The organism is Aeromonas rivuli (assembly GCF_000820045.1).
GTDB lineage: Bacteria > Pseudomonadota > Gammaproteobacteria > Enterobacterales > Aeromonadaceae > Aeromonas > Aeromonas rivuli.
In genome coordinates this window covers 32,966-54,389 of the sequence record NZ_CDBJ01000054.1, presented here as the reverse complement: position 1 = coordinate 54,389, position 21,424 = coordinate 32,966, and the positions used below count along the sequence as shown (strand labels likewise).

Here is a 21,424-nt window from a genome sequence, read left to right as displayed (position 1 = left end):
GGGAGGCACGACACTATGTTACTGGAAGGGCTCGATACCCTGTTTCTGCTGGCGACGGAGGGCACCATGGGCAAGGTGGCCAGCCGCCTCTATATCAGCCAGTCGGCGGTCAGCAAGCGCATCAGCCAGCTGGAACAGCGGCTCGGCAAGAAGTTGATCGAACCCGATGGCCGCCAGATCAGGCTCACTCCCCAGGCGCACGAGCTGCTGACCCGTCTCGCTCCCACCCTGGCAGAAATGAAGGGACTGCTGGCCGACAGCCAGACCCTCACCGATGCCCATCCCCTGCCAGTTGCCTGCTCCGAGACCCTGCTGGCCGGCTACCTGGCCCCCTTCATGGCCGACTACCTGCGCCAGGATCCCTACTTGCAGATCTCCACCCACCACACCCCGGTGATCCTGGCACGGGTGCGGGCCGGGGAGGCCCTGCTCGGGATCTGCGCCGGACGCCTGCCTCCCGGACACGGTTTGCACGCCGAGCTGCTGAGGGATGAACCCTTCTATCTGGTGGGGAATGAGGAGGAGAGAGGCCCGGCTGCCAGCCTGTTCACCATGGACCTGGACAACCCGGTCAACCGCTATCTGGTGGCCCCCCTGGCCGAGCTGGGGCTGACGCCGCGCATGCAGCTCGACTCCTATCTGGCGCTGATCGAACTGGCCAAGGCGGGCATGGGGCCGGTGATGTTGCCAGAAGGGCTGCTCGCGCTGGTCGGCGAGCAGGGCAAGCAAGCCCGCCCCCTGCCCGGTATCAGTCGCCCCATCCACCTCATTTACCGGCCCAGCAGCCTGAAACGAGACAGAGCCAGCCGCCTGATCCAGGCCCTGACGCGCCACTTCGCCCGACTAAGGCCCCTGAGCGGCTGATGAGGCCCTCTATCTCAATGCCCCATGTGGTTGTCTGACAACAGTGCAAAGATGAGAAGCCGCGCCCGTGCAGGCGCGGCCTCCTGATGGCGCTGTGCCAGTGAAACGAGGGTCGAGGGACGCAGACCTGCACCTGACCTCAGTGCAGCCAGCTAAACAGTGCGGGATACTGGCTCCAGATAAGCTTGGCCGACATTAGCAGGGAGATGGTGACCAGCAAGGGTTTGATAAGCTTTACCCCTTTGATCAGCACCAGCTTTGAGCCAAAGCGGGCGCCGATAAACTGCCCAAGCGCCATGGAGAAACCGACGCTCCACACCACCTTGCCTCCGAGGGCAAAGAAGATCAGCGAGGCGATGTTGGAGGTGAAATTGAGCAACTTGGTGTGGGCGGTGGCCCGCGCCATACCAAACCCCGCCAGGGCGACGAAGCCGATGGCAAAGAAGGAGCCGGTGCCGGGGCCGAAGAAGCCATCATAGAAACCGACCCCGCCGCCAACCAGCAAGGCAAACAGCATGGGGGTAAGACGACGGGTGCTTTCCGCATCGCTCACCCTGGGGGAGAAGTAGAAGTAACAGGCAAAGGCCACCAGCAGGAAGGGCAACAGCCGCTCCAGAATAGCGGCGTCTATGGTCTGCACCGCCAGGGAGCCCAGCGCCGCCCCGATAAAGGTGAAGATGACCGCTGGCCAGATGATATGCCACTCAATCAAGCCCCGGCGGGCATAGAACCAGGTGGCGGAGAAGGAGCCGAAGCTGCTCTGTAACTTGTTGGTGCCCAGTACCAGGGCGGGCGGCATGCCGGTGGCCAGCAGGGCGGGCACCGTCAGCAGACCGCCGCCCCCGGCGATGGCATCGATGAAACCGGCAGCCAGGGCGACGCCGAACAGCAGGATCAGGGTAGTAAGCTCAAACTCCATTTGCACCTCAGTCAGACAAGACAGGGCTCCTATCCTGCCAAGAGGAGGCGTGCAGGAGCCGGTTGCGCCTATCCTAAGCGCGGCTCACTCATTCACATAACGAAACAATGGCAGCCAATCAATTCCTTATTTTCATCTTTTATTTGGCGGGCATTGGCCGCCTCTCGGGTCGAATCATCCCAGTGCTCATGACTCAAGCGGGGGTTGATTCCCGATTTTCATCATTTTCCTCCATCGGACTCAAGAAAGGGTGCAGCGCCTGCTGCAGGGCGGCATCCTCCTCCCCCGGCCAGCGATTGACCCGCCCGGCCATGTAGCGGCTGCTGAACAGGTTGAACCAGAGTTGCAGGCCAAGCCCGGCCCGCACCTCCCCCGCGACTTCCAGCACGCAGGCCGCCACCTCGGCGGTGCAGAGCTGATGCTCCTTGGGGGCCACCCTCATGCCATAGGTGGAGAGGCTCTCTGGACGCACGCTCAGCACAGGCAGCGCATCGAGATAGGGGCTCTTGTTGAACATCTTGCGTGCCTCTGGCCAGGTGCCATCGAGCAAGATAAACAGCGGCCGCTTGCCGGGCGTGGGCAGTACCTGCTCGGTCAGGCGCGCTGGCGCCTTTTCGCTCGCCGGAAACACCACATACGGCTGCCACTCGGGATCCCCGAGCAGCGCCAGCAACGCGGGATGGGGCTCGGTGCGCGACCAGAGGAAGGCCCAGGTGGTGTCAGGCAAGACATCGGCGATAAGACGACCCGTGTTGGAGGGTTTCATCGGCTCGCTGTCATACATCAACAGGCAGAAACCCGCCTCGGCCTTGAGCTCGGGACGCCAGTCACAGGCGCACCAGTCCCGGCGCAATTGACAGGCCTCGCAGCGTGGCACGCTCCCGCCCCGGGCCAGGAAAGGACGGGTAGAGACACTCTTGCGCCAGGTTCGCAGGCGATTGACGGCATGATCGGGGACTGGCTTCATGAAGGAGACTCGGCACAAAAGAGGACAAAAAGGGGCGGAATTGTAGCGAGGGTGTCCCTGGGCGGCAAGGCCTCTCCCATAAAGCCAGCAGACAGGGGGACCCTTTCTATACTCAACACCGCACGGTCACGCCACTCGGGAGTGACCTCTAAAGGAGAGAGCGATATGACGGAGCAAAGCAATGACCAGGCCCGGGAGCACGCCCTGGCCGAAGGCAGTACCTTTACCTGGCACGAACTCTATGTGCCCGATAGCGAGGCGGGGATCCGCTTCTATACCGAGGTGCTCGGCTGGCAGGTGCAGCAGACGGCGATGGAGGGGTTTGATTACCCCATGCTGGTCGCCAACGGTCGGCCCATCGCCGGGGTACAGGCCACTCGCGGCAATCCGCAGATGGAAGGGGTGCCACCTCATTGGGCGACCTACATCGCAGTCGATGATGTGGATGCCCGAGTCGCCAGGGTGACCCAGCATGGCGGCAGCCTGGTGGTCCCTGCCATGGATATTCCCAGCGTCGGGCGCATGGCCCTGATAGCCGACCCCCAAGGGGCGCATATCTGGCTGTTTACCCCGGCAGCCGGGGAGTGTTCACAGACATAAACCGCCATCAACAAGCGAGGGGCCCTGGGGCCCCTCGCTTGTTGTGTCTCCGCACCCTGCCCTTATGCGGGTTTGCGCACTATGCCTTCGAGGAACTGCGCAAAGCTGTGGCCATGATGCTCCAGCAATTTCGGGAACATGGAGATGGGAGTCATGCCCGGGAAGGTGTTGATCTCGTTGAGCAGGATCTCGCCATCGATGGTCAGGAAGAAGTCGATACGCGACAGATGGGTCAGTTTCAGTTGACGGAACGCCTTGAGGGCATAGGCCTGGATGGCATCAGACTGGGCCTGGGTCAGCCCTTCTGCATGCAGGGCGGTTTCGGTGTGGCTGGCGCTGCTGTACTTCTCTTCGTAGGTATAGAACTTGTCGGTCGGCACGCAGATCTCGCCCGGATAGGTCGCCACCAGCTCATCGCCGTACTGATAGACGGCCACTTCCAGCTCCCGGGGCTTGACCGCTTTTTCGATCAGGACCTGCTCGGAGTAACCGAAGGCGTCCTTGATGCCCTGCACCAGTTCGGCTTCATTGCTGGCTGAGTAGCAACCCACCGAGGAGCCTTGGCAAGCGGCCTTGATAAAGACCCTGCCCCAGTTGGCCAAAGCGGCTTTGGCCTCATTCAGGCTGGTCTCATCCTGCTCGGTCAGGAACAGATAAGGGGTGTTGGGAATATCCAGGGCGGAGAGCCACAGCTTGGTGCTGATCTTGTTGAAGCAGAGCTTGCTCGCCTCGGCATCGCAGCCCAGGTAGGGCAGACCGGCCAGCTCGAGGAAAGATTGCAGATCGCCGGTCTCGCCCGGGTAGCCGTGGATACAGGGCACCACGAAATCCACCGGTCGCGCCACGCTGTCAAAAGAGAGCAGCCTGTCGAGCCCCAGCTTGCACTCGCGGCCGTCGGCGCTGAGCCAGCGATCGGCAAACATCTCGACCCGGGTCACGTCGACGCCGGGCAGGAGGCCGAGTTGTTGCTCGATGAAATTGGCACTGCGCAGAGAGACTTCGTGCTCGGAGCCACCGCCGCCGCACAGCAGCAAGACATGCATCTTCTTCATTGATTGGGATCCCTTGGGAGAAGCGGCCGCGTCATCCTCGGCGGCGAACAGGAAACCAGCCACCGGACGTAAGCCAAGTGCGGCCAGTGTAGCAAGCAAGAATACGCCTTGTCAGCTGATGGCAGCGCCCGGACGCTAAGACCGGGCACAAAGCCGCGCTACTGGCCAACAAAGCGCCAATTTCTGTCAACCTCAGGCCCGCGGCCACACGGCCCTGCAAGGCGGAGATCAACGGGGCGGGTCGACTCGGCCAGGGGCGGTACCATTGACCCTGAACCATCCCGCGATGCTGTAACGCTCCTGACGGGCGGCCAGCACCTCGTGGGGAAACTCCTCGGACAGAAACAACACCAGTCGCCCCCCCTTGGGAGAGATATCCATCAGATGCTGTTCACTGTCGTCATAGACTCGCAGCACGCCGCCATCGTCCGGCTGCCAACCATTATTGAGATAGAAGACGGAGGTGAGGCGGCGGTTGGAGCGCCCGGCGAAGGCATCCCTGTGGGTCGCGTAGAAATCACCGGGTCGATAACGGGCAAAATGGGCCTCGTAATCAAAGAGTCCCAGCATCAGCATGCGGTTGACTGCGATGCGCAAGGATTCCATGCGCGCCAGATAGGCCGCCACCGGGGCCCCCAGCTCCCCATCCAACCAGTGGATCTGATCCCGGCGGATCTCGGGATTGCCCTGATGCTGCCCTTCACGACCAATGCCGGCCTGTTGCCACTCATCGGGCAGGCAGGCACGCAGCAGATCCACCTCGGCGGCGGAGAGAAAATCGTCCACTATCACCCAACCCTGGGTGTAAATGGCATCCATGACGGCGTTGTAATCCAAGGGATAGGCTCAAAAAGTAGCAGTGGCGCTTTTTATCGGCTTTTGGGGCGGCTCACAAACCGGATTGCAACTCGATACGAGCCTCAGCATCAATATGAAGGCCCTTTCCGCCGCCCCCCTTGCTCTGCACCACCGGCTCAGCTAGCGTTGCCTCAGGATCCTGGGCGATTAACCACAGACGACGAGCATCAATATGACCCTGAGCAAGCTAACACTCACCCGCCTCGATGGCAGCGAATACCCCCAGCGCGAGTTGCAAAATAGGGTGATCCTGGTGGTCAACGTCGCCAGCCACTGCGGTTTTACGCCCCAATACACAGGCCTGGAAGCCCTCTATCGTCAGTTCTCCCCCCTGGGGTTGACCATACTCGGCTTTCCCTGCAACCAGTTTGGCGGCCAGGAACCCGGTGAGGCCGACGAGATAGCCCGCTTCTGCGCGCTGGATTACCCGGTCAGCTTCCCCATCATGAGCAAGTGCGAGGTCAATGGTCCCCGCACTCACCCCCTCTATCGCTGGCTCAAGGCCGAGCAACCGGGCCTGCTGGGTTCGGAGGCGGTCAAATGGAACTTCACCAAGTTTCTCATCAACCGTGATGGCCAGGTGGTGGCTCGCTATGCCCCCCAGACAACCCCGGAATCCCTGGCCACCGACATCGCAGCCCAGCTCTGAGCCCGTTCAGCCCGAGTCATTAACCGCCCGTTATCACGCTGCGCGTTGCCTCAGATAGGCTTTGAGTCGCAACGCCCCACCCGTACACTCCTGGGTCAGGAGTCTTGTCACCGATGGCGGCTGCCCTTGGCCGCGATCTCTGCTATATTATGCGCCCATGCTGATCGGCTGGTGCGCCCCAAGGTGCCACCGCAATGTGTGTTTCCGGTGGTTCCTCTCACGACGCCACCGCTATCGCAGTTTCTTCGGGGTTGGTGGCGCCAATGGCGCGCGTCGATCCCAGCTGAGCCAATGCTCAATGTCAGGAGTCTCTCTCTAAGATGTCATTTAACGAACTGGGCCTGTCGCCGCACATATTGCGTGCCGTCAAGGAGTTGGGTTACGCACAGCCAACCCCTATCCAGCAACAGGCTATTCCGGCCATTCTGGCAGGCCAGGATGTGCTGGGCGGCGCCCAGACCGGGACCGGCAAGACAGCCGGTTTCACCCTGCCCATGCTGCACCGTCTGCTGGCCAATCATGGCCGTGGCGGACGGCGTCAGGTCCGCGCCCTGATCCTGACTCCGACTCGCGAGCTGGCCGCCCAGGTCGGTGAGAGCATCATCAAGTACGCCAATCATCTGCCGTTCCGGACCTTGATAGCCTACGGTGGCGTCAGCATCAAACCCAATCTCGAGGCCATCAAGCTCGGGGTCGACATTCTGGTCGCCACCCCCGGTCGCCTGCTGGATCTGCTGACCCAGCGCGCCCTCACCCTGACCGAGCTGGAAGTGCTGGTGCTGGATGAAGCGGATCGCATGCTCGACATGGGCTTTATCACCGACATTCGCCGCATCATGAAGGCATTGCCGGAAGAGCGGCAGACCCTGCTGTTCTCCGCCACCTTCTCGGACGAAATCAAGGCGCTGGCCGATGACTTGCTCAAGAGCCCGACCCTCATCGAGGTGAGCCCGAGCAACAGCACCGCCGAACAAGTCAACCAGCGTGTCATCAAGGTGGATCGTGAGCGCAAGCGCGAGCTGCTCTCCCACATGATTGGCCGGGGCAACTGGCAAAGAGTGCTGGTATTCGTGCGCACCAAGCTTATCGCCGACCGCCTCGCCCAGCAGATGGTCAAAGACGGCCTCAATACCGTCGCCATCCATGGTGACAAGACCCAGGGCGCCCGCAACCGGGCCCTTGCCGATTTTCGCGAGGGCAAGGTGCGGGTACTGGTTGCCACCGATATCGCCGCCCGCGGTCTCGACATCGATCTGCTGCCGCACGTGATCAACTTCGAGCTGCCGCAAGTGGCCGAGGATTACATTCACCGGATCGGTCGTACCGGCCGGGCCGGTCGGGGTGGCGAAGCCATCTCCCTGGTCAGTCTGGATGAGCTGGATCAGCTCAAGGCCATAGAGTCCTTGATAGGCCAAAGCATCCCGAGCGAAATTCAGGAAGGGTACGAGCCTAGCGGCAAAGTGACGCGCCAGAGCCTGCCCAGTAACAAGCCGATACAAAACCGCGACCGTGGTGGCCACGTCAATGCCAAGCACAACGTCAAGGCCAGAGAAAAAGCCGCCAAGGAGCAGCCTGCTGCCAGGGGAAAACCCGCCACCAAGCCGAAACCCAAAGCAGTTGGCAGTAAAGCGGCGGCGCCGGCACGTCAGAAAGAGCGTGGCGGTGAAGACACCGGCTTCGCCCCGATGCGCCGCCTGCCCAAGACCCAGCGCGATGGCTATCAGGACAACTCCAACGAGGAGTAAGAGAGCCTCTGTGCGGCGACTCTGTACCGCCAGGCCTGAAATATAAAAAAACCGCACTCGTGCGGTTTTTTTATTGATGCCATTTATCCTGCGAAAAGACCGTGTCGCAGCGCTCCAGCATCCGCTCCGACTGTTCGCCAAAGCCCACGCCCGACCCTGCCCCATCGCGGTTGGCAAAATCGAGATTGGGCTGCGTGCCCTCCCCTTTGGTCGCGGCACATTCAGAGCGCCTTCACTCCTGGGCGGTCAGCACCATGTGCAACAACGGATAGGGCTTGCCCTGGCCATCCAGGGGAGAGCGCCCCACCACGGCAAAGCCCATGCGCCTATAAAAGCCGAGGGCCTGGGCATTCTGCTCGTTGACGTCCACCCGGGTCGCCCCCAGACAATGGATAGCGTGGTCCACCAGCTGGCGGCCGACCCCGCTCCCTCTCGCCTCGGGGGCCACGAACAGCATCTCGATATTGCCGTCGTGCACCCCACAAAAACCATCGATCTCGCCATCATCCTGTTTGCCGCAGACCAGCGCCACCGCGGCGAAATAGTGCTCAAGAATGAGGGGTCTGAGCGCGGCGATCTCCTCTTCTGGCAAGAAGTGATGGGTGGCGCGCACCGAGGCCTCCCAGATGGCGATAAGCGTCATGTGATCGCCGCTTTCTGCCGGTTCAATCTTCATATGCTAGTTCTCCTGTTGATCTCTATGGCTGGCCCATCAGGCCCCTATCGAGCTGCCATGGCGTCGGTGCGCTTGATGACAAAGCCCTTCTCGATACCCCCCTTGAAGCCCAGCTTCTCATAGAGTCGGTGGGCCCCCTCACGCCCCTCCCCCGACAGCAGCATCACCTTGTAACACTCCATCTCCCAGGCGATGGCGAGCGCCCGGGCTATCACCTGCTGGCTCAGGCCCTGGCGGCGAAAGGCCGCTGCGGTGATCACATGCTCTATGATGGCAAAGGGTTTGCCGCCATTGGTGAGGGTGGGGATCACCCCCAACTGACAGCTGGCGGCCAGCTGGCCCTCCACCTCGGCCACCAGGAGTCGCACCCCGGGCTCGGCCAGCAGTCGCCTCAGCGCCTCCCTCGCCACCGACGGCGTCAACACGGGATCATTGGGCCTGAGTTCGGCGTAAAGAGTGAGCAGGCCCGCCAGATCCTGCTCCCTGCACTCTCTGATCACCACAATGGCAACCCTCCTGATCTTCTATGTTCCCCAGCGCCCTATGCGGATCTGGGGGCAAACATGATGATGGCCATGCCCGTCAGGGCGACCCCGGCACCGACCAGATCCCACAGCGTCGGCCTGATGCCATCCACCGCCCAGAGCCAGAGGATGGCCACGAAGATATAGACGCCCCCATAGGCGGCATAGACTCGTCCGGCGGCGGTCGGATGCAGTGACAACAACCAGGCAAACAGGGCCAGACTCAGGGCCGCGGGCAGCAGCAACCAGATGCTCTTGCCCTGGGTCAGCCACAGATAGGGCAGGTAGCAGCCGAGGATCTCGGCGACCGCCGTCACCAGAAACAGGGCCATGGTTTTGAGTTCAATCATGTGCGGTTCAATCATCCTTGCCGATAAGCGCGCTTCTCTTGGCAAATCATACTGTTATATCGGCGCGCTTCAATCGGCTTCTGATTTCGGCCCACTAAAGAGCCAACAAGATGGCGGCAAGGCCCTGAGGGATAGCCAGGTGGTTGAGTGCGGGGCAGCCATATCGGGCCCTCTCCCGGGAAGGGAGAGGGCCGAGGGGATCAGTGGGTCTTGACCGCCTGCAGCAGCGCCGACACATCAGGGCCGAACTGGCGGCTGCGGATCGCGGTGCGGATGTCACTTTCGCTGTAGCGGCTGGCCGGGTAGACCAGCACGCAGGAGGTGTCGCCGGGTTGGAGGAAATGGGTCTCGCCGAACGGGGTGTAGCGGGTGGCGCCTATGCTGATGAGGGCGTGGGCCGGGCGCCCCGCCTGGGCCAGCAGCCCCTGGATATGCTCGGCCGGGCCTTCATCCTGCTGATGGTTGAACTTGTCGATGGCCCAGTCGAGCAGTTGCTGATGGAAGTAGCTGTAATCCACAGCCGCGCTGTCAACCCCATAGGGATGCAGCTCGCCATCGCGCTCCAGATAGCAGGCGATGCGATAGTCGTCGAGCTCGCAACCCGGGGCAAAATGGTTAAGGGGCAACAAATGGGCGGCCAGCCCCTTGCTCTCCGGGCCCCAGTTCTTCTTCTCGCTGATTTTTTTGGCATTGGGACGGCGGATGGAACAGTCGTTATAGGCGCCAAACGCCTTGGGATGGATGGCAACCACCTGCTCCCCCGCATATTCCAGCTCGCACCAGAGCGCCACTTCCGGCTCTATCTGCACCTTCTCATCGCCGCTCACCGCCGCCTCTGGCAGGAAGATGGCCGCTTCACTTAACGGGAAGACGCCGAGCTGGCCCGGATGGGACGGCACATAGAAGGGGAACAGCGCCTTGGGGGCCACCTTGTCCACCACCTGCACGGCAACAAAGTCCGCCGCCTCGCCCGCCTGCTCCAGATGACCGGCGAAGTTGCCCGCCACCCCGAGTCCGATAAAATTGCGCTGTGCTGTGACTCGCATCTCTCTACATCCTCTTTTGTCGCACCCGGGAAATTCGCGCCTATGGCGCCGGGTAACTACCGCTAAAGTGGCAGGAATTAAAACACAGCAGCCGAGTCCCGCCCAGCCCCGGCGCGCCATCCTGTGCGCCAGGGCGAACTTTTGGGCGCCATCTGACGGCGTCTCGCGGCAAAGCATCCTCCATGCCCGGAAACACTCAGTTTCCAACCCGGTCCGGCATGCCCCTTGGGCGAGTGCGCCAACTTTGTTAGGCTGCCCGCCATCCCCTGCCACCGCGAAGGCATCCTAGCCCGGCGGGCAGAAGACCCGCGCAGGCGCGCCCTGTCCGGACATCATGACTCAAGAGGAGAAGACCATGACTCAGATAGACAAGCTGGCCTGGCTAACGATTCAAGAACGCCGCTTGCTGTGCGTACGCTCTCATGGCAAGCGCCTCTTCTATATTCCGGGCGGTAAACGCGATCCCGGCGAGAGTGACGAAGCCGCCCTGCTGCGTGAAATCACCGAAGAGCTGAGCGTTGGGCTCGCCCCCACGACCCTGCGCCTGGCGGGTGATTTTCAGGCCCAGGCCGATGGCAAGGCTGATGGCGTCATGGTGCGGCTGCGCTGCTTCTTTGGCGAGGGCCAGGGCATTCCCACCCCGGCCGCTGAAATCGCCGAGCTGGCCTGGTTGGGGAGCCAGGACAAGGAACGTCTCTCCGCCCCCGCCCTGTTGGTGGTGAACTGGCTGCACGAGCAGGATCTGATCGACTGAGCCCGACCTTCACAGTGCATGCATCAGGGCTGAGCGATGCTCGACAGCATCGACATCAACTTGTTATAAGGAGTCTTGGGCCGTCCATCCCAATGACGGCGACATACCGCCCCTGGCTGAAGCGGCGGCGCTGCGTTGACCGCGTCACCGCCAACGTCATTTCACGATGAATGATTGCACCCATGGGGTGCACTCATGGAGGATTGCACGGATGCCCTCACTGTCTGACCCTACCCCCTGTCTGACCAGCACCACGCCCATCCTTGACAAGGAAACTGGCGCTGTTGAGTCCATGGATGCTGCCCATGCCCCTGCCACCCCCTGGCAATTGCTGCATCTGACTCGTCTAAGCGAGTATGAACTGCCCCTCGCCCGACTGCTGCAGGAGGTCGTTCAGGATGGTGCCTCCATCGGCTTCTTGCCGCCCATCAGCCTCGCCGAGGCCAGGGCCTACTGGCAAGGGGTCGAGCAGGGGCTGCAAAGGGGGGATCGTCGACTCTGGTTGGCGCTGGCTCCGGCTCAGCAAGGGGGCGCGCTGCTTGGCAGCGTGCAACTCTCGCTCTGTGGCAAGGCCAATGGCAGCCACAGAGCCGAGGTAGAGAAGCTGATGGTGGCCCCTGGCGCCCGGGGACATGGCCTGGCGCGCGCCTTGATGGGCGTCATGGAGCAGGGCGCCATCCAGGCACAGCGCCGCCTGCTGGTGCTCGACACCCGGGTCGGTGATGTCGCTTCCCATCTTTATCAGCGACTCGGATATCAGGCCGCGGGGCAGATCCCCGATTTCGCCATCAATGGCGATGGCAGCCTGGCCGCGACACAATTTTTCTACAAACGGCTGTCACTGGACTGAGCCTGGCACGCCCCCCTTGCGCCAGCCCGCGAAGGCTGGCGCAAGCGCCCCCATTGAAGGAGTCAAGATGATACTGGAAGTCGCCCCACTCACCATCATCCCGGGCCGGGAGGCCGAGTTCGAGGCCGCCTTCGCCGAGGCCAGCGCCCTCATCAGCGCCATGCCGGGCTATCTGGGTCACCAGTTGCAAGTCTGCATGGAGCAGGGCAACCACTACCTGCTGCTGGTGCAATGGCAGAGACTTGAAGATCACACCGAGGGCTTTCGCACCTCGCCGCAATACCAGCAGTGGAAGACCCTGCTGCATCGCTTCTATCACCCCTTCCCGAGCGTGCTCCATTACCAGGGGGTCATGGCCCAGGCCCCGGGCCAGCCCCTGCTCTATCCGGGGCGCGAGCAGGCATCCTGAATCGGGGAGGTGTGTCTGAGCACAAAGCCAGATGAGAGAGGGCTCCCATGGGAGCCCTCTTGTCACTTCTCAGTACCCCGTTCAAGGACGCAGACTCACCCCAGCGATCCGGCCCGCACCCTTATCTCGGGATCGGCGAAGGCGGCCTGCGCCGCAATGAGCTGCAACTCATAGGCCCCCTGCTGCCAGGTGTGCAGCAGGACGGCATCGACGGCGGCATTGGTGCGCTCGAAGGCGCTGACGGCATCAAAGCCGGCCAGCAGGTTGGCCAGCATCAAGGCGCTGATCAGATCGCCGACGCCGACCGGCTGGCGGGGGAAATCATAGAGGGGGCGATGGATCAGGTGATCCCCCGCCGGGGTACAGAGCAGCATCTCGAAGCGTCCCGGCTCGCTGGCCGCCCGGCCCAGGTGTTTAACCAGCACCAGACGAACCCCTTTGTCCAGCAGACTGTGGGCGGCGGCACGCGCCCCCACCAGAGAGTCGATATGCAGACTGCACAGAGTCTCCAGCTCCAGCAAGTTGGGCGCCAGCATGTCCGCCATCGCCAGTGCCTTGTGAGTGAGAAAATCGGTGACACCGGGGGCGACGATGCACCCCTTCTCAGGGTGACCCATCACGGGATCGCAGAAATAGAGTGCTTGCGGGTTGGCCTCCTTGACCGCCGCCACCACCGCGAGGATCTCGTCCCCCTGCTCGGCCGAGCCCAGGTAGCCGCTCAGCACGGCGTCGCACTGAGCCAGTACCTCGATATTGGCCAATCCTTCCCCGAGGGCTCGGATATGGCCCGCTGGCAACGCCATGCCCTGCCAGCCTGCCTGGTATTGGGTATGATTGGAAAATTGCACCGTATTGACCGGCCACACTTCCATGCCGAGGCGGCGCATCGGGAAGACGGCGGCGCTGTTACCGGCGCAGCCAAACACCACATGGGACTGGATGGAGAGAATTCGTTTCATGGCAAGGCTCGAAAGCAGAAAATAGAGGAGCGCGCAATATAACGGATGAAGGCCGGTGACGGCCAGCCCTCGTCCCCTTCGCCACATCTGGCGACAAGATCGGGCAGCAAGGGGCAACAGCCGACGGGCAAGGCATATCGCGGGCTGACTATTTATGAGGGGTCGACTCTGTGGTTTAATGGCGCCCGCGGCCTGGCCGCCCCTTATCAGCCATCAACCGGAACTCATATGTCCACACCCTTGCAGCACAGCGTCGAAACCCTGCTCAATACCGCCCTCGAACTCTTTATGGAGCTCGCCTCAGACAACCTGCCCGAGCACGAGATAGCCCTGTTCAATCAGGCCTACAACGATCGTGGCCTGCTGGCCGAAGCCGAGCCGGGTGATGACTGGGATGCGGATGTGGGTTTTGAGGTGACGGACGCCGACTACGCCGAGATCTGGGTCGGCCTGGAAAATAGCGAGCAAGAGGTCGAGCACCTGTTCGCCCGCATGCTGATTGCCCGTGCCGTGGACGAGAAATTCTGCCACATCGAATGGTTGCCCGACTAACCATGCCGGTCGCCCCTCTCCGTTGCCGGTGCCATGCCGAGCTGACACCATGCTGAGCTGGCTGTGGCGCATTCTGGTCGGCGCGCTGCTGCTGTCGGTGGTGATGGTCGCGCTGCTGCGCTTCATCGATCCCCCCATCTGGAGCTGGCGCATCGAACGGGCCATCTCCCCCCCGGCCCCCATCAAGCAGGTGGAACATGACTGGGTGGCGCTCGATGCCATCTCGCCCCAGTTGCAACTGGCGGTGGTGGCGGCCGAGGATCAGCACTTCCCGGATCACAACGGTTTCGACATGGCGGCCATCAGCTCGGCCTGGCAACACAACGAACAGGGAGGGCGGGTGCGCGGCGCCAGCACCCTCAGCCAGCAGACCGCCAAAAATCTCTTCATGTGGAGCGATCGCAGCTTTGTGCGCAAGGGGGGGGAGGCCTGGTTCACCCTCTTGATGGAGCTGGGCTGGAACAAGTCCCGGATCCTCGAGGTCTATCTCAACATCGTCGAGTTCGGCCCCGGCATCTATGGCGCCGAGGCGGCGGCCCGTCACTACTTCCATAAACCTGCGGCAAGACTGACCCGCTATGAGGCATCCCTGCTGGCGGCGGCCCTGCCCAATCCCTGGCGCTATCGCGTCTCGCCCCCCTCCCCTTATGTGGCCAAGCGGGCGGCCTGGATCCGGCGCCAGATGGGCCAGTTGGGCCAAGTAACGCTCAATCGGATACACGGAGTAGAGTAGAACCGATGGTCAGCTGCCCGGCCTGATGCCGGGCGGCATCAGCTCTTCGCTTCTTGCCCAGGCGTCCCCAAGGCAGGGGGGCCCAGATGACCACCCACTGTATCCTGATGCAGAGGCAGATAGTGCCACCACCAGGTCTCCCGCCTGCGCCGAATTTGCAACCGCTGCCCTCGTCGCTTCATCATGACTCTCCTGAAGGTCTGGACGCTCGACCCACTCTCGCCCATCCCGGTCATCAGCATAGTGCCCTGCACAGAGGTGGGCCAGCACAGGGCCCGCTGGCTGCCGACGCCAATCCTTGTTACAGTATCGCGTCTCAAGCATCTGGAGTGATTTCATGGAACAACGTACCCCGGATCAGCTGGTCGAATGGGCCTATGATCAGTTTCTCGAACAGGCCGCCGACATGCTGGCGCCCGAACAGATCGTCGACATTACCCTGGAGTTCGAACAGCGCGGCGCCGTGGAGGCGACCCTGCCCAACGCCGACTGGTCACGGGAACTGGGAGTGCCCGTGGATCTGGAACGCTGGGCCGAGGTATGGATAGGCCTGCTCGATCATCAAGAGGAGTTCGAGGTGATCTACGCCAGCTACCTGCTGCCCCGCCAGCAGGGTGACGATGAGGTTCATGTCCGCTGGTTTCGCCACGAACAGGCCTGATGCCTGACCTTGACGATTCGCCAGCATAGCCCCGCACCGCCAGACTGGCACGGGGCTCTGCGAAGATGACGATCGAAGAAGGGCGCCTTGCGGCGCCCTTCTTTCGTTGGCAACTGACTCACCCGGGATGGCTCAGGCCAACAGCTCGGCATGGAGCGCCTTGCCCAGGCAAGCCTGGCACCAGCAGGCAGGCGCATCGCTCATGGGCAGAGCCGGTAACTGGCTGCACCAGCACTCACCGATCTCCTTGCCCGCCGAGACGGCGCAGTAGGCAGGCTCGCCACAGCCGGGGCAGACATGGGTCGAAGCCGGATCAACAGACTCAGGTTGTTCGAGCCCCGGTATCACGGCCACCACTGGGCTCGGCGAGGCAAGCGTCCTGGCCGTCAGGGTCGCCATGATGGCGAGCTGCTCGACCTCCGTCATGGAGGACCAGCGCCCGATCTCGCTCAAGGTGCGGCCACAGCCCAGACAGCGATCGTCCCTGGCTTCACAGCGCTGGACACAGGGGCTCGCCATCTCAGTCCTGCTCGCCCTGAGCCGTCTCATCCTGCGCCGCGGGGGCGGCAACCAGACGAATGCAGTGTGGCTCAATCACGATCAGGCCCTGTTTGTAGAGGCCGCCGATGGCTTTCTTGAAGGTACCCTTGCTCATGGCCAGCTGCTTGGAGATGAGTTCCGGTTCGCTCTTGTCCCCCAGCGCCAGCTCGCCGCCCTGCTTGCGCAGGCGCGTCATGATGATGCCGCCCGCATCGTCCATCCGCTCACCGATATCCGGTTTTTGCAGGGTCAGATCCAGCTTGCCATCGGCCCGTACCTGCTTGACCCAGGCCGTCTGGGGACGACCTGTCATCACGCGGCCAAACACCTCGTTCTTGAACAGCATGCCGGGGTAGCGATCGTTGACCACCACCTTGATGCCAAGGGGAGTGTGCTCACCGGGCAGGGCCGTCACCTGATCCCCCACCCTGAAGGGCGGCTGCTCCTGGGCAAGGAAACGCTCGATGCGGCTGGTGCCCACCATGCGCCCTTCGTTGTCGAGCATCAGATAGACCAGATAGACGTGGCCGACCTGCATCGGCTTGTTCTGCTCCCGGGTCGGCACGAACAAGTCTTTCTTCATGCCCCACTCCAGGAAGGCACCGATCTTGTTGGCGTTGACCACCTTGAGACCGGCCAGCTGGCCCACCATGGCGAACGGCTTGTCGGTGGTGATCACCGGCTCGCAATCGGCATCCAGATAGAGGAAGACGGCAACCTCATCACCCTCGGCAACCCCGTCAGGCAATTGACGCTTGGGCAGCAGCAGCTCACCGTACTCTTCACCGGCGGCAAGCCAGGCGCCCCTGTCTTCGAGTTCGATCACTGTGAGGTTGTTCATCTTGCCAATCTGTATCATGGTGCTCTCTTGTCTCTTTAGTTCACGGACAGTCTGTCCCCGGACTGCGCCCGGATGGGCGCGCATATTACCGCAAAGGGCCGGCCTGGGCCTAGTCTCTTGCAGAGATATGGGGCGACATTTGCCACTCTCAAGCACTGTTTTTGGTCGAGGCAGCTTCGGATTTCGTCCCGAAGGCACTCGCTGGATTGCTGATAATAACAGCTGTTCGCCGCCGTTTACTGCATTCTTCTCCATTTTTGGCTAGACTACGCCGCCATTTATGCCGTGTCACCGTGCCTGGTACAGATGCCATCCATCGAGAGAGGAGCCCTGATGACCCCCGCCAATCGAACCCGCCTGCTCAATAGCTGGTTGCAGCAGCAAAGTGGTGACGACATGAGCTATCCCGCGCTGCACGGCTTTCTCTGTGCCCGCCTCACAGGCCCCCAGCAGCCAGACTGGCAGACGCCGCTCCAGGGGTTGCTGGCCCAGGGTCGCACGGCAACCCTCGATGACAAGAGCGAGTTTGCCCTTGCTCACCTCATCGAGGAGCTCCAGGCCCAGGCCGATGCGAGAACGCTCTCCTTGCCCAGCCAATGTCGTCTGTCAAATGATCGGCCCGAACAGGTATTCGAGACCAGCCACCCCCTGGGTCAATGGAGCTACGGCTTCAGCCAGGGGCTGGCCTGCTGGCCCACCCCCACCAATCTCAATGATCCCGTCACCCAGCGCCGCCTGCGCCTGGCCGCCGAGCTCAGCCTGTTTCGGGACCTCTCCTTGGCGCGCATGTTGCACCAGGCGGCGGCGAGCGAGCTGCCCTTCCTCGATTTCTGCAAGCGCCAGCGCCAGCAGATGAAGGGTGCGCTCAATGGCTTGCTGGAGGCCCACCAGTGGCCCCTGTCTCAAGAAGAACCACACACCCCGGCCAGCGAACAGGCCAAACAGTGGCAGAGCTGGTTCGAGCAAGCCAACGCCTGCCGCTCGCCTCAGGCGCGGCTGGTCTGGTTCGAGCGCATCATTCAGGATGCCGAGCCGCGCTTTGATGACCCATTCTGGCAAGGGCTGGAGGGGCACGGCTGGGTGGCCCAGGAGGCGCGCCCTCTGCTCGCAGCCTGGGCGGGACGAGCCGATTGCCTGTTCGAGCTGGGGTTGCTGCCCCAGGCCCGCCGCGAGTATGAAGCCTTGCTGGCGCGCTGCCGTCTGGATGAACCCGGTTGCCGCTATCCCCTGGCGAGCCTCTATGCCATGACGGCAGAGTGGCACGCCCTCGAGGCGTTGCTGACCCGCTTCGATGAGGCCTCCTGCGCCCTGCTCTACAGTCAGGCCCTGATGTGGTTTGCTCGCAAAGAGCCAGACCAGGCGAAGAAGAGCCTGGCCCGGGCGCTGGCCAGCAATGCCCATGTGCCAGCCTACCTGCTCGGCCAGCGCAAACTGCCCAAGCAGGCGCCCCACTATTGGCAGAGCGGGAGCCGGGACGAGGCCGCCAGCTATGCCCTGCAGGGGCGCACCGCCTGGCTGGCTGAGGGAGCACTGCTCTGGCTACGGGCGCAGGCAAAATAAGACAAAGTGCCAGGCGAAGCTGGGAGATAGGACTAATCTGACAGGGCGTGGATGGTCATTTGGAACGCATTTATGCACCTTTTGCCTGCTGCGCCGTGCGCCAGTGCACAATTCTCGGGCCCTTTTTCAGACAAAGGCTCCTGAGTTACGTATCATCAAAGTATCAAGAGAAACTGCATCCGATGCAGTGATAACAGCAGGAGTTCACATGCAAAAACTCATCGGTCTGCTTGCGCACTATCCCCCTTACCAGCTGGTGCACGCCGCCGAAATGGTGCGGGAGACCTTCGAGCAGTTCTATCAGGCCCGCTACCAGCTGACCGTGCCCCAGTGGCGCCTGATGATGGTGCTTGGCCCCAACTACCCCATCAGCCAGAAAGAGTTGGTGGAAGCCAGCGGCATGGACAAGGTGCGCATCTCCCGGGAGATCCATCGCCTCAGTGAGAAGGGCATACTCCAAGCCCAGAGCAGCGAACAGGACAAGCGGGTCAGCCTGGTCTCCCTCACCGAGCAGGGCGAGACCCTGTTCTCCCAGCTCAAGAGCGAAGCGAGCAGTTGGCAGCATACCCTGACCGACTATCTGCCAAGCGAAGCACGCCAAAGCATACGCCAGCATCTGCAGAGCGTGAACGAGGCCATGGAGCAGCTGCACAAGCTCGACGAGGAGCAGCAACCATGAATCTGCAACGCTTCAATACCATGGACGTCAACATGCTGCTGAGTCTGGTCAATATGCAGCTGCGGGATCACTACGCTGATCTGGACGATCTGTGCCGGGCCCAGGATATCGACAGAGCTGCCCTCGAGGCCCGTCTCGCCAGTGGCGATTTTCACTATCAGGCCCAACAGCAGCAGTTTCGCTAAGGCAACGGAGCAGAGCCCGGGCAAACGGTGCCGATGAAGGCCTCAGATAGCCGCAAGATACCGGCGCCAGGCGCCCCATCCCGTCGCTTGCGGCCTGCAACCATCCCTGAATCCCGTCCATCGCAGAGCAGGCCGCCATCCGCAGCCCCCTCGGCAAAGGGGGGATAGCCCCATCATCGGCGGATCTCATCTCATCTCATCTCATCTCAACCGAGATCGGGATCGGGATCACAGCGCGACGCCCCCGTCGATCCCGGCCCAAAAAAGCTGCTAGGATAAGATTCCCTCCCCATAGAGAAGTGCCTGATCAGCACCTCGATATGAGGGCGGGACGCCACACAGCCTGGTGCACGGATGCATCAAACTGTCATCTGCGGCGATTACTCTCTCGCACAACCCACAAGGAGGTACCCATGATCCCAACCCGACAGACCAGCTTGATCACCCTCTGCGCCCTGCTGATGATCAGCCTGTTCACCCCGACCCTGCCCGGCAATGCCGAACAGTGGTTAAGCCTGGTGCTCATTGGCTCGCTGGTTGTGGTCCTGCTGCTGGTTCTGGGCGGCTGTCGCCGCTTCATCCTGGAGTAGTCCAAGCCTGATGCCCGGATCATCGAAACAAAAAACGCAGCCGAGGCTGCGTTTTTTGTTGGGAGCAGGTTGCGCCGTTTAGCTCAACCCTCAGTAGGCCAACGCCTCAAACTGGGTCTTGGCGGTTTCAATGCCCTTGGCTTGTGCTTCCGGGCCCATGCCCATGCCTTCGGCGTAGATGAAGTCCACCTCGTTGATGCCGATGAAGCCGAGCACGGTACGCATGTAGGGGGTGACCAGATCGGTGGGGTTACCCAGGTGCAAACCGCCACGGGGGCTGACTACCAGGGCGCGGGTGCTGTCGACCAGGCCGACCGGACCGGTTTCTGTGTAACGGAAGGTGACGCCGGCACGGGCAATCAAATCAATCCAGTTTTTCAGCTGGGTCGGGATGTTGAAGTTGTACATGGGGGCCGCGATGATCACCAGGTCACTCGCTTTGAGCTCGGCAATCAGTTCATCGGACTGCGCCAGCACGGCCAGTTGACGCTCATTGAGGTTTTCGCCGCCGCGCAGACCCATGGCCAGCTCGCCATCCAACACCGGCAGATCCAGGGCCGCCAGATCACGCACCTGCACCTTGTCTCCCTGACGCTCGGCCAGATAGCCGTCGATAAGGGCATTGGATTGTGAGTATTGACCCAGGATGCTGGATTTGAGTACGAGGATATTCGCCATGGTAATGCTCCATTTGATTGTCAGTTGGACAGCAGGACTGTCGATGGGGTTACTATAAACACTGCGTTTCCGGCCTGATAGCGAAAATAGATGCTCAACTCATTCAAAAAATTTGATGACAGCTCGTTCTATCAGCCCTAAGGAGTACGGCCAATGGCCCTGCCCTTGGCAGGACAAACGATTGCCGTTATGATCCGCCGCACTTTTTTCAGCGACCCGGATCCCATGGAACCCTCCCGCAACCACGCCCCCTTTGCCGGTGCCATCTGGATGGTGGTGGCAGGCCTCTGCTTCGCCGCCGTCAACAGCCTCAGTCAATATGTCAGCTTCAAACTGGGCCTCCCCTCGACCCAGGTTGCCTTCCATCAATATCTGATAGCCCTGGTCTGCCTGCTGCCCTGGCTCATCCGCCACGGCCTGCGCCAATCCCTGCTGACCAACCAGTTCCGCCTGCACCTGCTGCGGGTCGCCCTGGCAGTCATCGGCATCCAGTTCTGGCTCTGGGCGCTGGCGGTGCCCGTGCCCATCTGGCAGGGCATAGCGCTGTTGATGACCTCCCCCCTGTTTGCCACTCTGGGCTCGGCCCTGCTGCTCAAGGAGCAGGTGAGCCGGGCGCGCATCCTGGCCACCCTGGCGGGCTTCGTCGGCGCCATGCTGATATTGGCGCCCTGGACCGATGATTTCAGCTGGGCCTCCCTGCTGCCGGTGGCGGCGGCGCTGTTCTGGGCCGGTTACTCCCTGCTGGTGCGTTATCAGGCGGCGAGCGAATCCCCCCACACTATCGTGGTCTACCTGCTTATCTTCAGCACCCCCTTCAACGCCATGCTGGCCCTGCCCCAGTGGCAATGGCCGAACGAAACCCAGTGGCTGCTGGTCGCCGTCTCTGGCGTGTTATCGGCCCTGGCCCAGATGGCCATCGCCCGCGCCTACAGCGTGGCCGAGGCCTCCTTCGTGCAGCCCTTTGACTTTGCCAAGCTGCCGATGAACGTGCTGGCCGGTTGGCTGATATTTGGCTGGGCACCACCGGGTCGATTGTGGCTAGGTGCCGCCATCATCATTGGCGCCATCACGCTGCTGACTCATCTGGAGCAGCGCGCCCACAGATCCGTTTCCTGAGGTACGCCATGGGTGCCTCTTTTTTGTCCCTTCATTGGCCACCCAGGTGACCATCGATATCAGGAGA

General features: G+C 62.0%; 27 protein-coding genes. 15 read left to right on the top strand and 12 right to left on the bottom strand.

The genetic code is table 11. The annotated features are described in order from the left end of the window. Positions 1 to 15: 15 nt before the first annotated feature. Positions 16 to 864: a LysR family transcriptional regulator gene (locus BN1130_RS12470; RefSeq protein ID WP_042042367.1), complete on the top strand. Its 849-nt coding sequence runs from the start codon at positions 16 to 18 to the stop codon at positions 862 to 864. Between the two features lie 139 nt (positions 865 to 1,003). Here the strand turns inward: BN1130_RS12470 and BN1130_RS12465 are convergent, their stop codons facing one another. Then, a complete protein-coding gene (locus BN1130_RS12465; protein ID WP_042042366.1) occupies positions 1,004 to 1,783 on the bottom strand; it encodes a TSUP family transporter in 780 nt (259 codons plus the stop codon). A 193-nt stretch (positions 1,784 to 1,976) separates the two neighbouring features. Next, positions 1,977 to 2,750 (bottom strand): tRNA-uridine aminocarboxypropyltransferase, encoded by a 774-nt coding sequence (locus BN1130_RS12460; protein ID WP_042042364.1) that lies wholly within the window; start codon positions 2,748 to 2,750, stop codon positions 1,977 to 1,979. 165 nt (positions 2,751 to 2,915) lie between these two features. Here BN1130_RS12460 and BN1130_RS12455 point away from each other — a divergent pair, with 165 nt between their 5' ends. Next, entirely contained in the window at positions 2,916 to 3,350 is a 435-nt protein-coding gene (locus BN1130_RS12455) for a VOC family protein (protein ID WP_042042363.1), read from the top strand. 62 nt (positions 3,351 to 3,412) lie between these two features. On the opposite strand, the gene BN1130_RS12450 is transcribed toward BN1130_RS12455, so the two are convergent. Both BN1130_RS12450 and BN1130_RS12445 read right to left on the bottom strand, forming a co-directional pair. After that, positions 3,413 to 4,402 carry a D-alanine--D-alanine ligase gene (locus tag BN1130_RS12450; protein WP_042042362.1) on the bottom strand — a complete coding sequence of 330 codons (990 nt, stop codon included), beginning with the start codon at positions 4,400 to 4,402 and terminating at the stop codon, positions 3,413 to 3,415. 228 nt (positions 4,403 to 4,630) lie between these two features. Further along, on the bottom strand, positions 4,631 to 5,239 hold the full coding sequence (locus BN1130_RS12445; protein ID WP_042042361.1) for a 2OG-Fe(II) oxygenase: 609 nt from the start codon (positions 5,237 to 5,239) through the stop codon (positions 4,631 to 4,633). Between the two features lie 193 nt (positions 5,240 to 5,432). Between BN1130_RS12445 and BN1130_RS12440 the strand changes: the two genes are divergently transcribed. Both BN1130_RS12440 and BN1130_RS12435 read left to right on the top strand, forming a co-directional pair. Further along, positions 5,433 to 5,909 carry a glutathione peroxidase gene (locus BN1130_RS12440; RefSeq protein WP_042042360.1) on the top strand — a complete coding sequence of 159 codons (477 nt, stop codon included), beginning with the start codon at positions 5,433 to 5,435 and terminating at the stop codon, positions 5,907 to 5,909. A gap of 320 nt (positions 5,910 to 6,229) precedes the next feature. Further along, positions 6,230 to 7,654: a DEAD/DEAH box helicase gene (locus BN1130_RS12435; RefSeq protein ID WP_042042359.1), complete on the top strand. Its 1,425-nt coding sequence runs from the start codon at positions 6,230 to 6,232 to the stop codon at positions 7,652 to 7,654. A gap of 232 nt (positions 7,655 to 7,886) precedes the next feature. Here the strand turns inward: BN1130_RS12435 and BN1130_RS12430 are convergent, their stop codons facing one another. From BN1130_RS12430 to BN1130_RS12415, 4 genes are all read right to left on the bottom strand, one after another. After that, positions 7,887 to 8,330: an acetyltransferase gene (locus BN1130_RS12430; RefSeq protein WP_042042358.1), complete on the bottom strand. Its 444-nt coding sequence runs from the start codon at positions 8,328 to 8,330 to the stop codon at positions 7,887 to 7,889. 44 nt (positions 8,331 to 8,374) lie between these two features. Next, positions 8,375 to 8,836 carry a GNAT family N-acetyltransferase gene (locus BN1130_RS12425; protein ID WP_042042356.1) on the bottom strand — a complete coding sequence of 154 codons (462 nt, stop codon included), beginning with the start codon at positions 8,834 to 8,836 and terminating at the stop codon, positions 8,375 to 8,377. Positions 8,837 to 8,871: 35 nt separating this feature from the next. Further along, on the bottom strand, positions 8,872 to 9,204 hold the full coding sequence (locus tag BN1130_RS12420) for a YnfA family protein (RefSeq protein ID WP_042042355.1): 333 nt from the start codon (positions 9,202 to 9,204) through the stop codon (positions 8,872 to 8,874). A gap of 200 nt (positions 9,205 to 9,404) precedes the next feature. Continuing rightward, positions 9,405 to 10,250 carry a DUF5718 family protein gene (locus tag BN1130_RS12415; protein ID WP_042042354.1) on the bottom strand — a complete coding sequence of 282 codons (846 nt, stop codon included), beginning with the start codon at positions 10,248 to 10,250 and terminating at the stop codon, positions 9,405 to 9,407. Positions 10,251 to 10,605: 355 nt separating this feature from the next. Here BN1130_RS12415 and BN1130_RS12410 point away from each other — a divergent pair, with 355 nt between their 5' ends. The 3 genes from BN1130_RS12410 to BN1130_RS12400 all read left to right on the top strand — a co-directional run bounded on the left by BN1130_RS12410 (position 10,606) and on the right by BN1130_RS12400 (position 12,263). Further along, positions 10,606 to 11,004, top strand: coding sequence for an NUDIX hydrolase (locus BN1130_RS12410; RefSeq protein ID WP_157013998.1), 399 nt, complete (start codon positions 10,606 to 10,608; stop codon positions 11,002 to 11,004). A 211-nt stretch (positions 11,005 to 11,215) separates the two neighbouring features. Then, positions 11,216 to 11,854 (top strand): GNAT family N-acetyltransferase, encoded by a 639-nt coding sequence (locus BN1130_RS12405; RefSeq protein ID WP_232301980.1) that lies wholly within the window; start codon positions 11,216 to 11,218, stop codon positions 11,852 to 11,854. Between the two features lie 67 nt (positions 11,855 to 11,921). Next, positions 11,922 to 12,263: an antibiotic biosynthesis monooxygenase family protein gene (locus BN1130_RS12400; protein ID WP_042042352.1), complete on the top strand. Its 342-nt coding sequence runs from the start codon at positions 11,922 to 11,924 to the stop codon at positions 12,261 to 12,263. 95 nt (positions 12,264 to 12,358) lie between these two features. Here the strand turns inward: BN1130_RS12400 and pdxY are convergent, their stop codons facing one another. Then, positions 12,359 to 13,222 carry a pyridoxal kinase PdxY gene (gene pdxY / locus BN1130_RS12395; protein ID WP_042042351.1) on the bottom strand — a complete coding sequence of 288 codons (864 nt, stop codon included), beginning with the start codon at positions 13,220 to 13,222 and terminating at the stop codon, positions 12,359 to 12,361. A 228-nt stretch (positions 13,223 to 13,450) separates the two neighbouring features. On the opposite strand from pdxY, the gene BN1130_RS12390 reads away from it, so the two are divergent. The 3 genes from BN1130_RS12390 (at position 13,451) to BN1130_RS12380 (ending at position 15,168) form a co-directional block, all read left to right on the top strand. Continuing rightward, positions 13,451 to 13,774 carry an HI1450 family dsDNA-mimic protein gene (locus BN1130_RS12390; RefSeq protein ID WP_042042350.1) on the top strand — a complete coding sequence of 108 codons (324 nt, stop codon included), beginning with the start codon at positions 13,451 to 13,453 and terminating at the stop codon, positions 13,772 to 13,774. Between the two features lie 49 nt (positions 13,775 to 13,823). Further along, positions 13,824 to 14,507: a monofunctional biosynthetic peptidoglycan transglycosylase gene (gene mtgA, locus BN1130_RS12385; RefSeq protein WP_042042349.1), complete on the top strand. Its 684-nt coding sequence runs from the start codon at positions 13,824 to 13,826 to the stop codon at positions 14,505 to 14,507. A 337-nt stretch (positions 14,508 to 14,844) separates the two neighbouring features. Continuing rightward, on the top strand, positions 14,845 to 15,168 hold the full coding sequence (locus tag BN1130_RS12380) for an HI1450 family dsDNA-mimic protein (protein ID WP_042042348.1): 324 nt from the start codon (positions 14,845 to 14,847) through the stop codon (positions 15,166 to 15,168). 132 nt (positions 15,169 to 15,300) lie between these two features. Here the strand turns inward: BN1130_RS12380 and BN1130_RS12375 are convergent, their stop codons facing one another. Together BN1130_RS12375 and BN1130_RS12370 are read right to left on the bottom strand one after the other, a co-directional pair. Beyond that, positions 15,301 to 15,687, bottom strand: coding sequence for a DUF1289 domain-containing protein (locus tag BN1130_RS12375; protein ID WP_042042346.1), 387 nt, complete (start codon positions 15,685 to 15,687; stop codon positions 15,301 to 15,303). A 1-nt stretch (position 15,688) separates the two neighbouring features. Next, positions 15,689 to 16,633, bottom strand: coding sequence for a CvfB family protein (locus BN1130_RS12370; RefSeq protein WP_084218207.1), 945 nt, complete (start codon positions 16,631 to 16,633; stop codon positions 15,689 to 15,691). Between the two features lie 249 nt (positions 16,634 to 16,882). Between BN1130_RS12370 and BN1130_RS12365 the strand changes: the two genes are divergently transcribed. From BN1130_RS12365 to BN1130_RS22650, 4 genes are all read left to right on the top strand, one after another. After that, positions 16,883 to 18,109, top strand: coding sequence for a UPF0149 family protein (locus tag BN1130_RS12365; RefSeq protein ID WP_042042344.1), 1,227 nt, complete (start codon positions 16,883 to 16,885; stop codon positions 18,107 to 18,109). A 208-nt stretch (positions 18,110 to 18,317) separates the two neighbouring features. Further along, positions 18,318 to 18,788, top strand: a complete 471-nt coding sequence (locus tag BN1130_RS12360; protein WP_042042342.1) for a MarR family winged helix-turn-helix transcriptional regulator — start codon at positions 18,318 to 18,320, stop codon at positions 18,786 to 18,788. Continuing rightward, the gene (locus BN1130_RS12355) at positions 18,785 to 18,973 is read left to right on the top strand and encodes a DUF4250 domain-containing protein (protein WP_042042341.1); all 189 of its coding nucleotides are present in this window, start codon (positions 18,785 to 18,787) and stop codon (positions 18,971 to 18,973) included. The genes BN1130_RS12360 and BN1130_RS12355 overlap by 4 nt, the downstream gene beginning before the upstream one ends. Before the next feature lie 413 nt (positions 18,974 to 19,386). Further along, a complete protein-coding gene (locus BN1130_RS22650; RefSeq protein WP_198135277.1) occupies positions 19,387 to 19,563 on the top strand; it encodes a hypothetical protein in 177 nt (58 codons plus the stop codon). 90 nt (positions 19,564 to 19,653) lie between these two features. Here BN1130_RS22650 and BN1130_RS12350 read toward each other — a convergent pair whose 3' ends face one another. Next, a complete protein-coding gene (locus BN1130_RS12350; RefSeq protein WP_042042340.1) occupies positions 19,654 to 20,241 on the bottom strand; it encodes an FMN-dependent NADH-azoreductase in 588 nt (195 codons plus the stop codon). A gap of 225 nt (positions 20,242 to 20,466) precedes the next feature. Here BN1130_RS12350 and BN1130_RS12345 point away from each other — a divergent pair, with 225 nt between their 5' ends. Further along, on the top strand, positions 20,467 to 21,357 hold the full coding sequence (locus BN1130_RS12345) for a DMT family transporter (RefSeq protein WP_042042505.1): 891 nt from the start codon (positions 20,467 to 20,469) through the stop codon (positions 21,355 to 21,357). Positions 21,358 to 21,424: the final 67 nt, after the last annotated feature.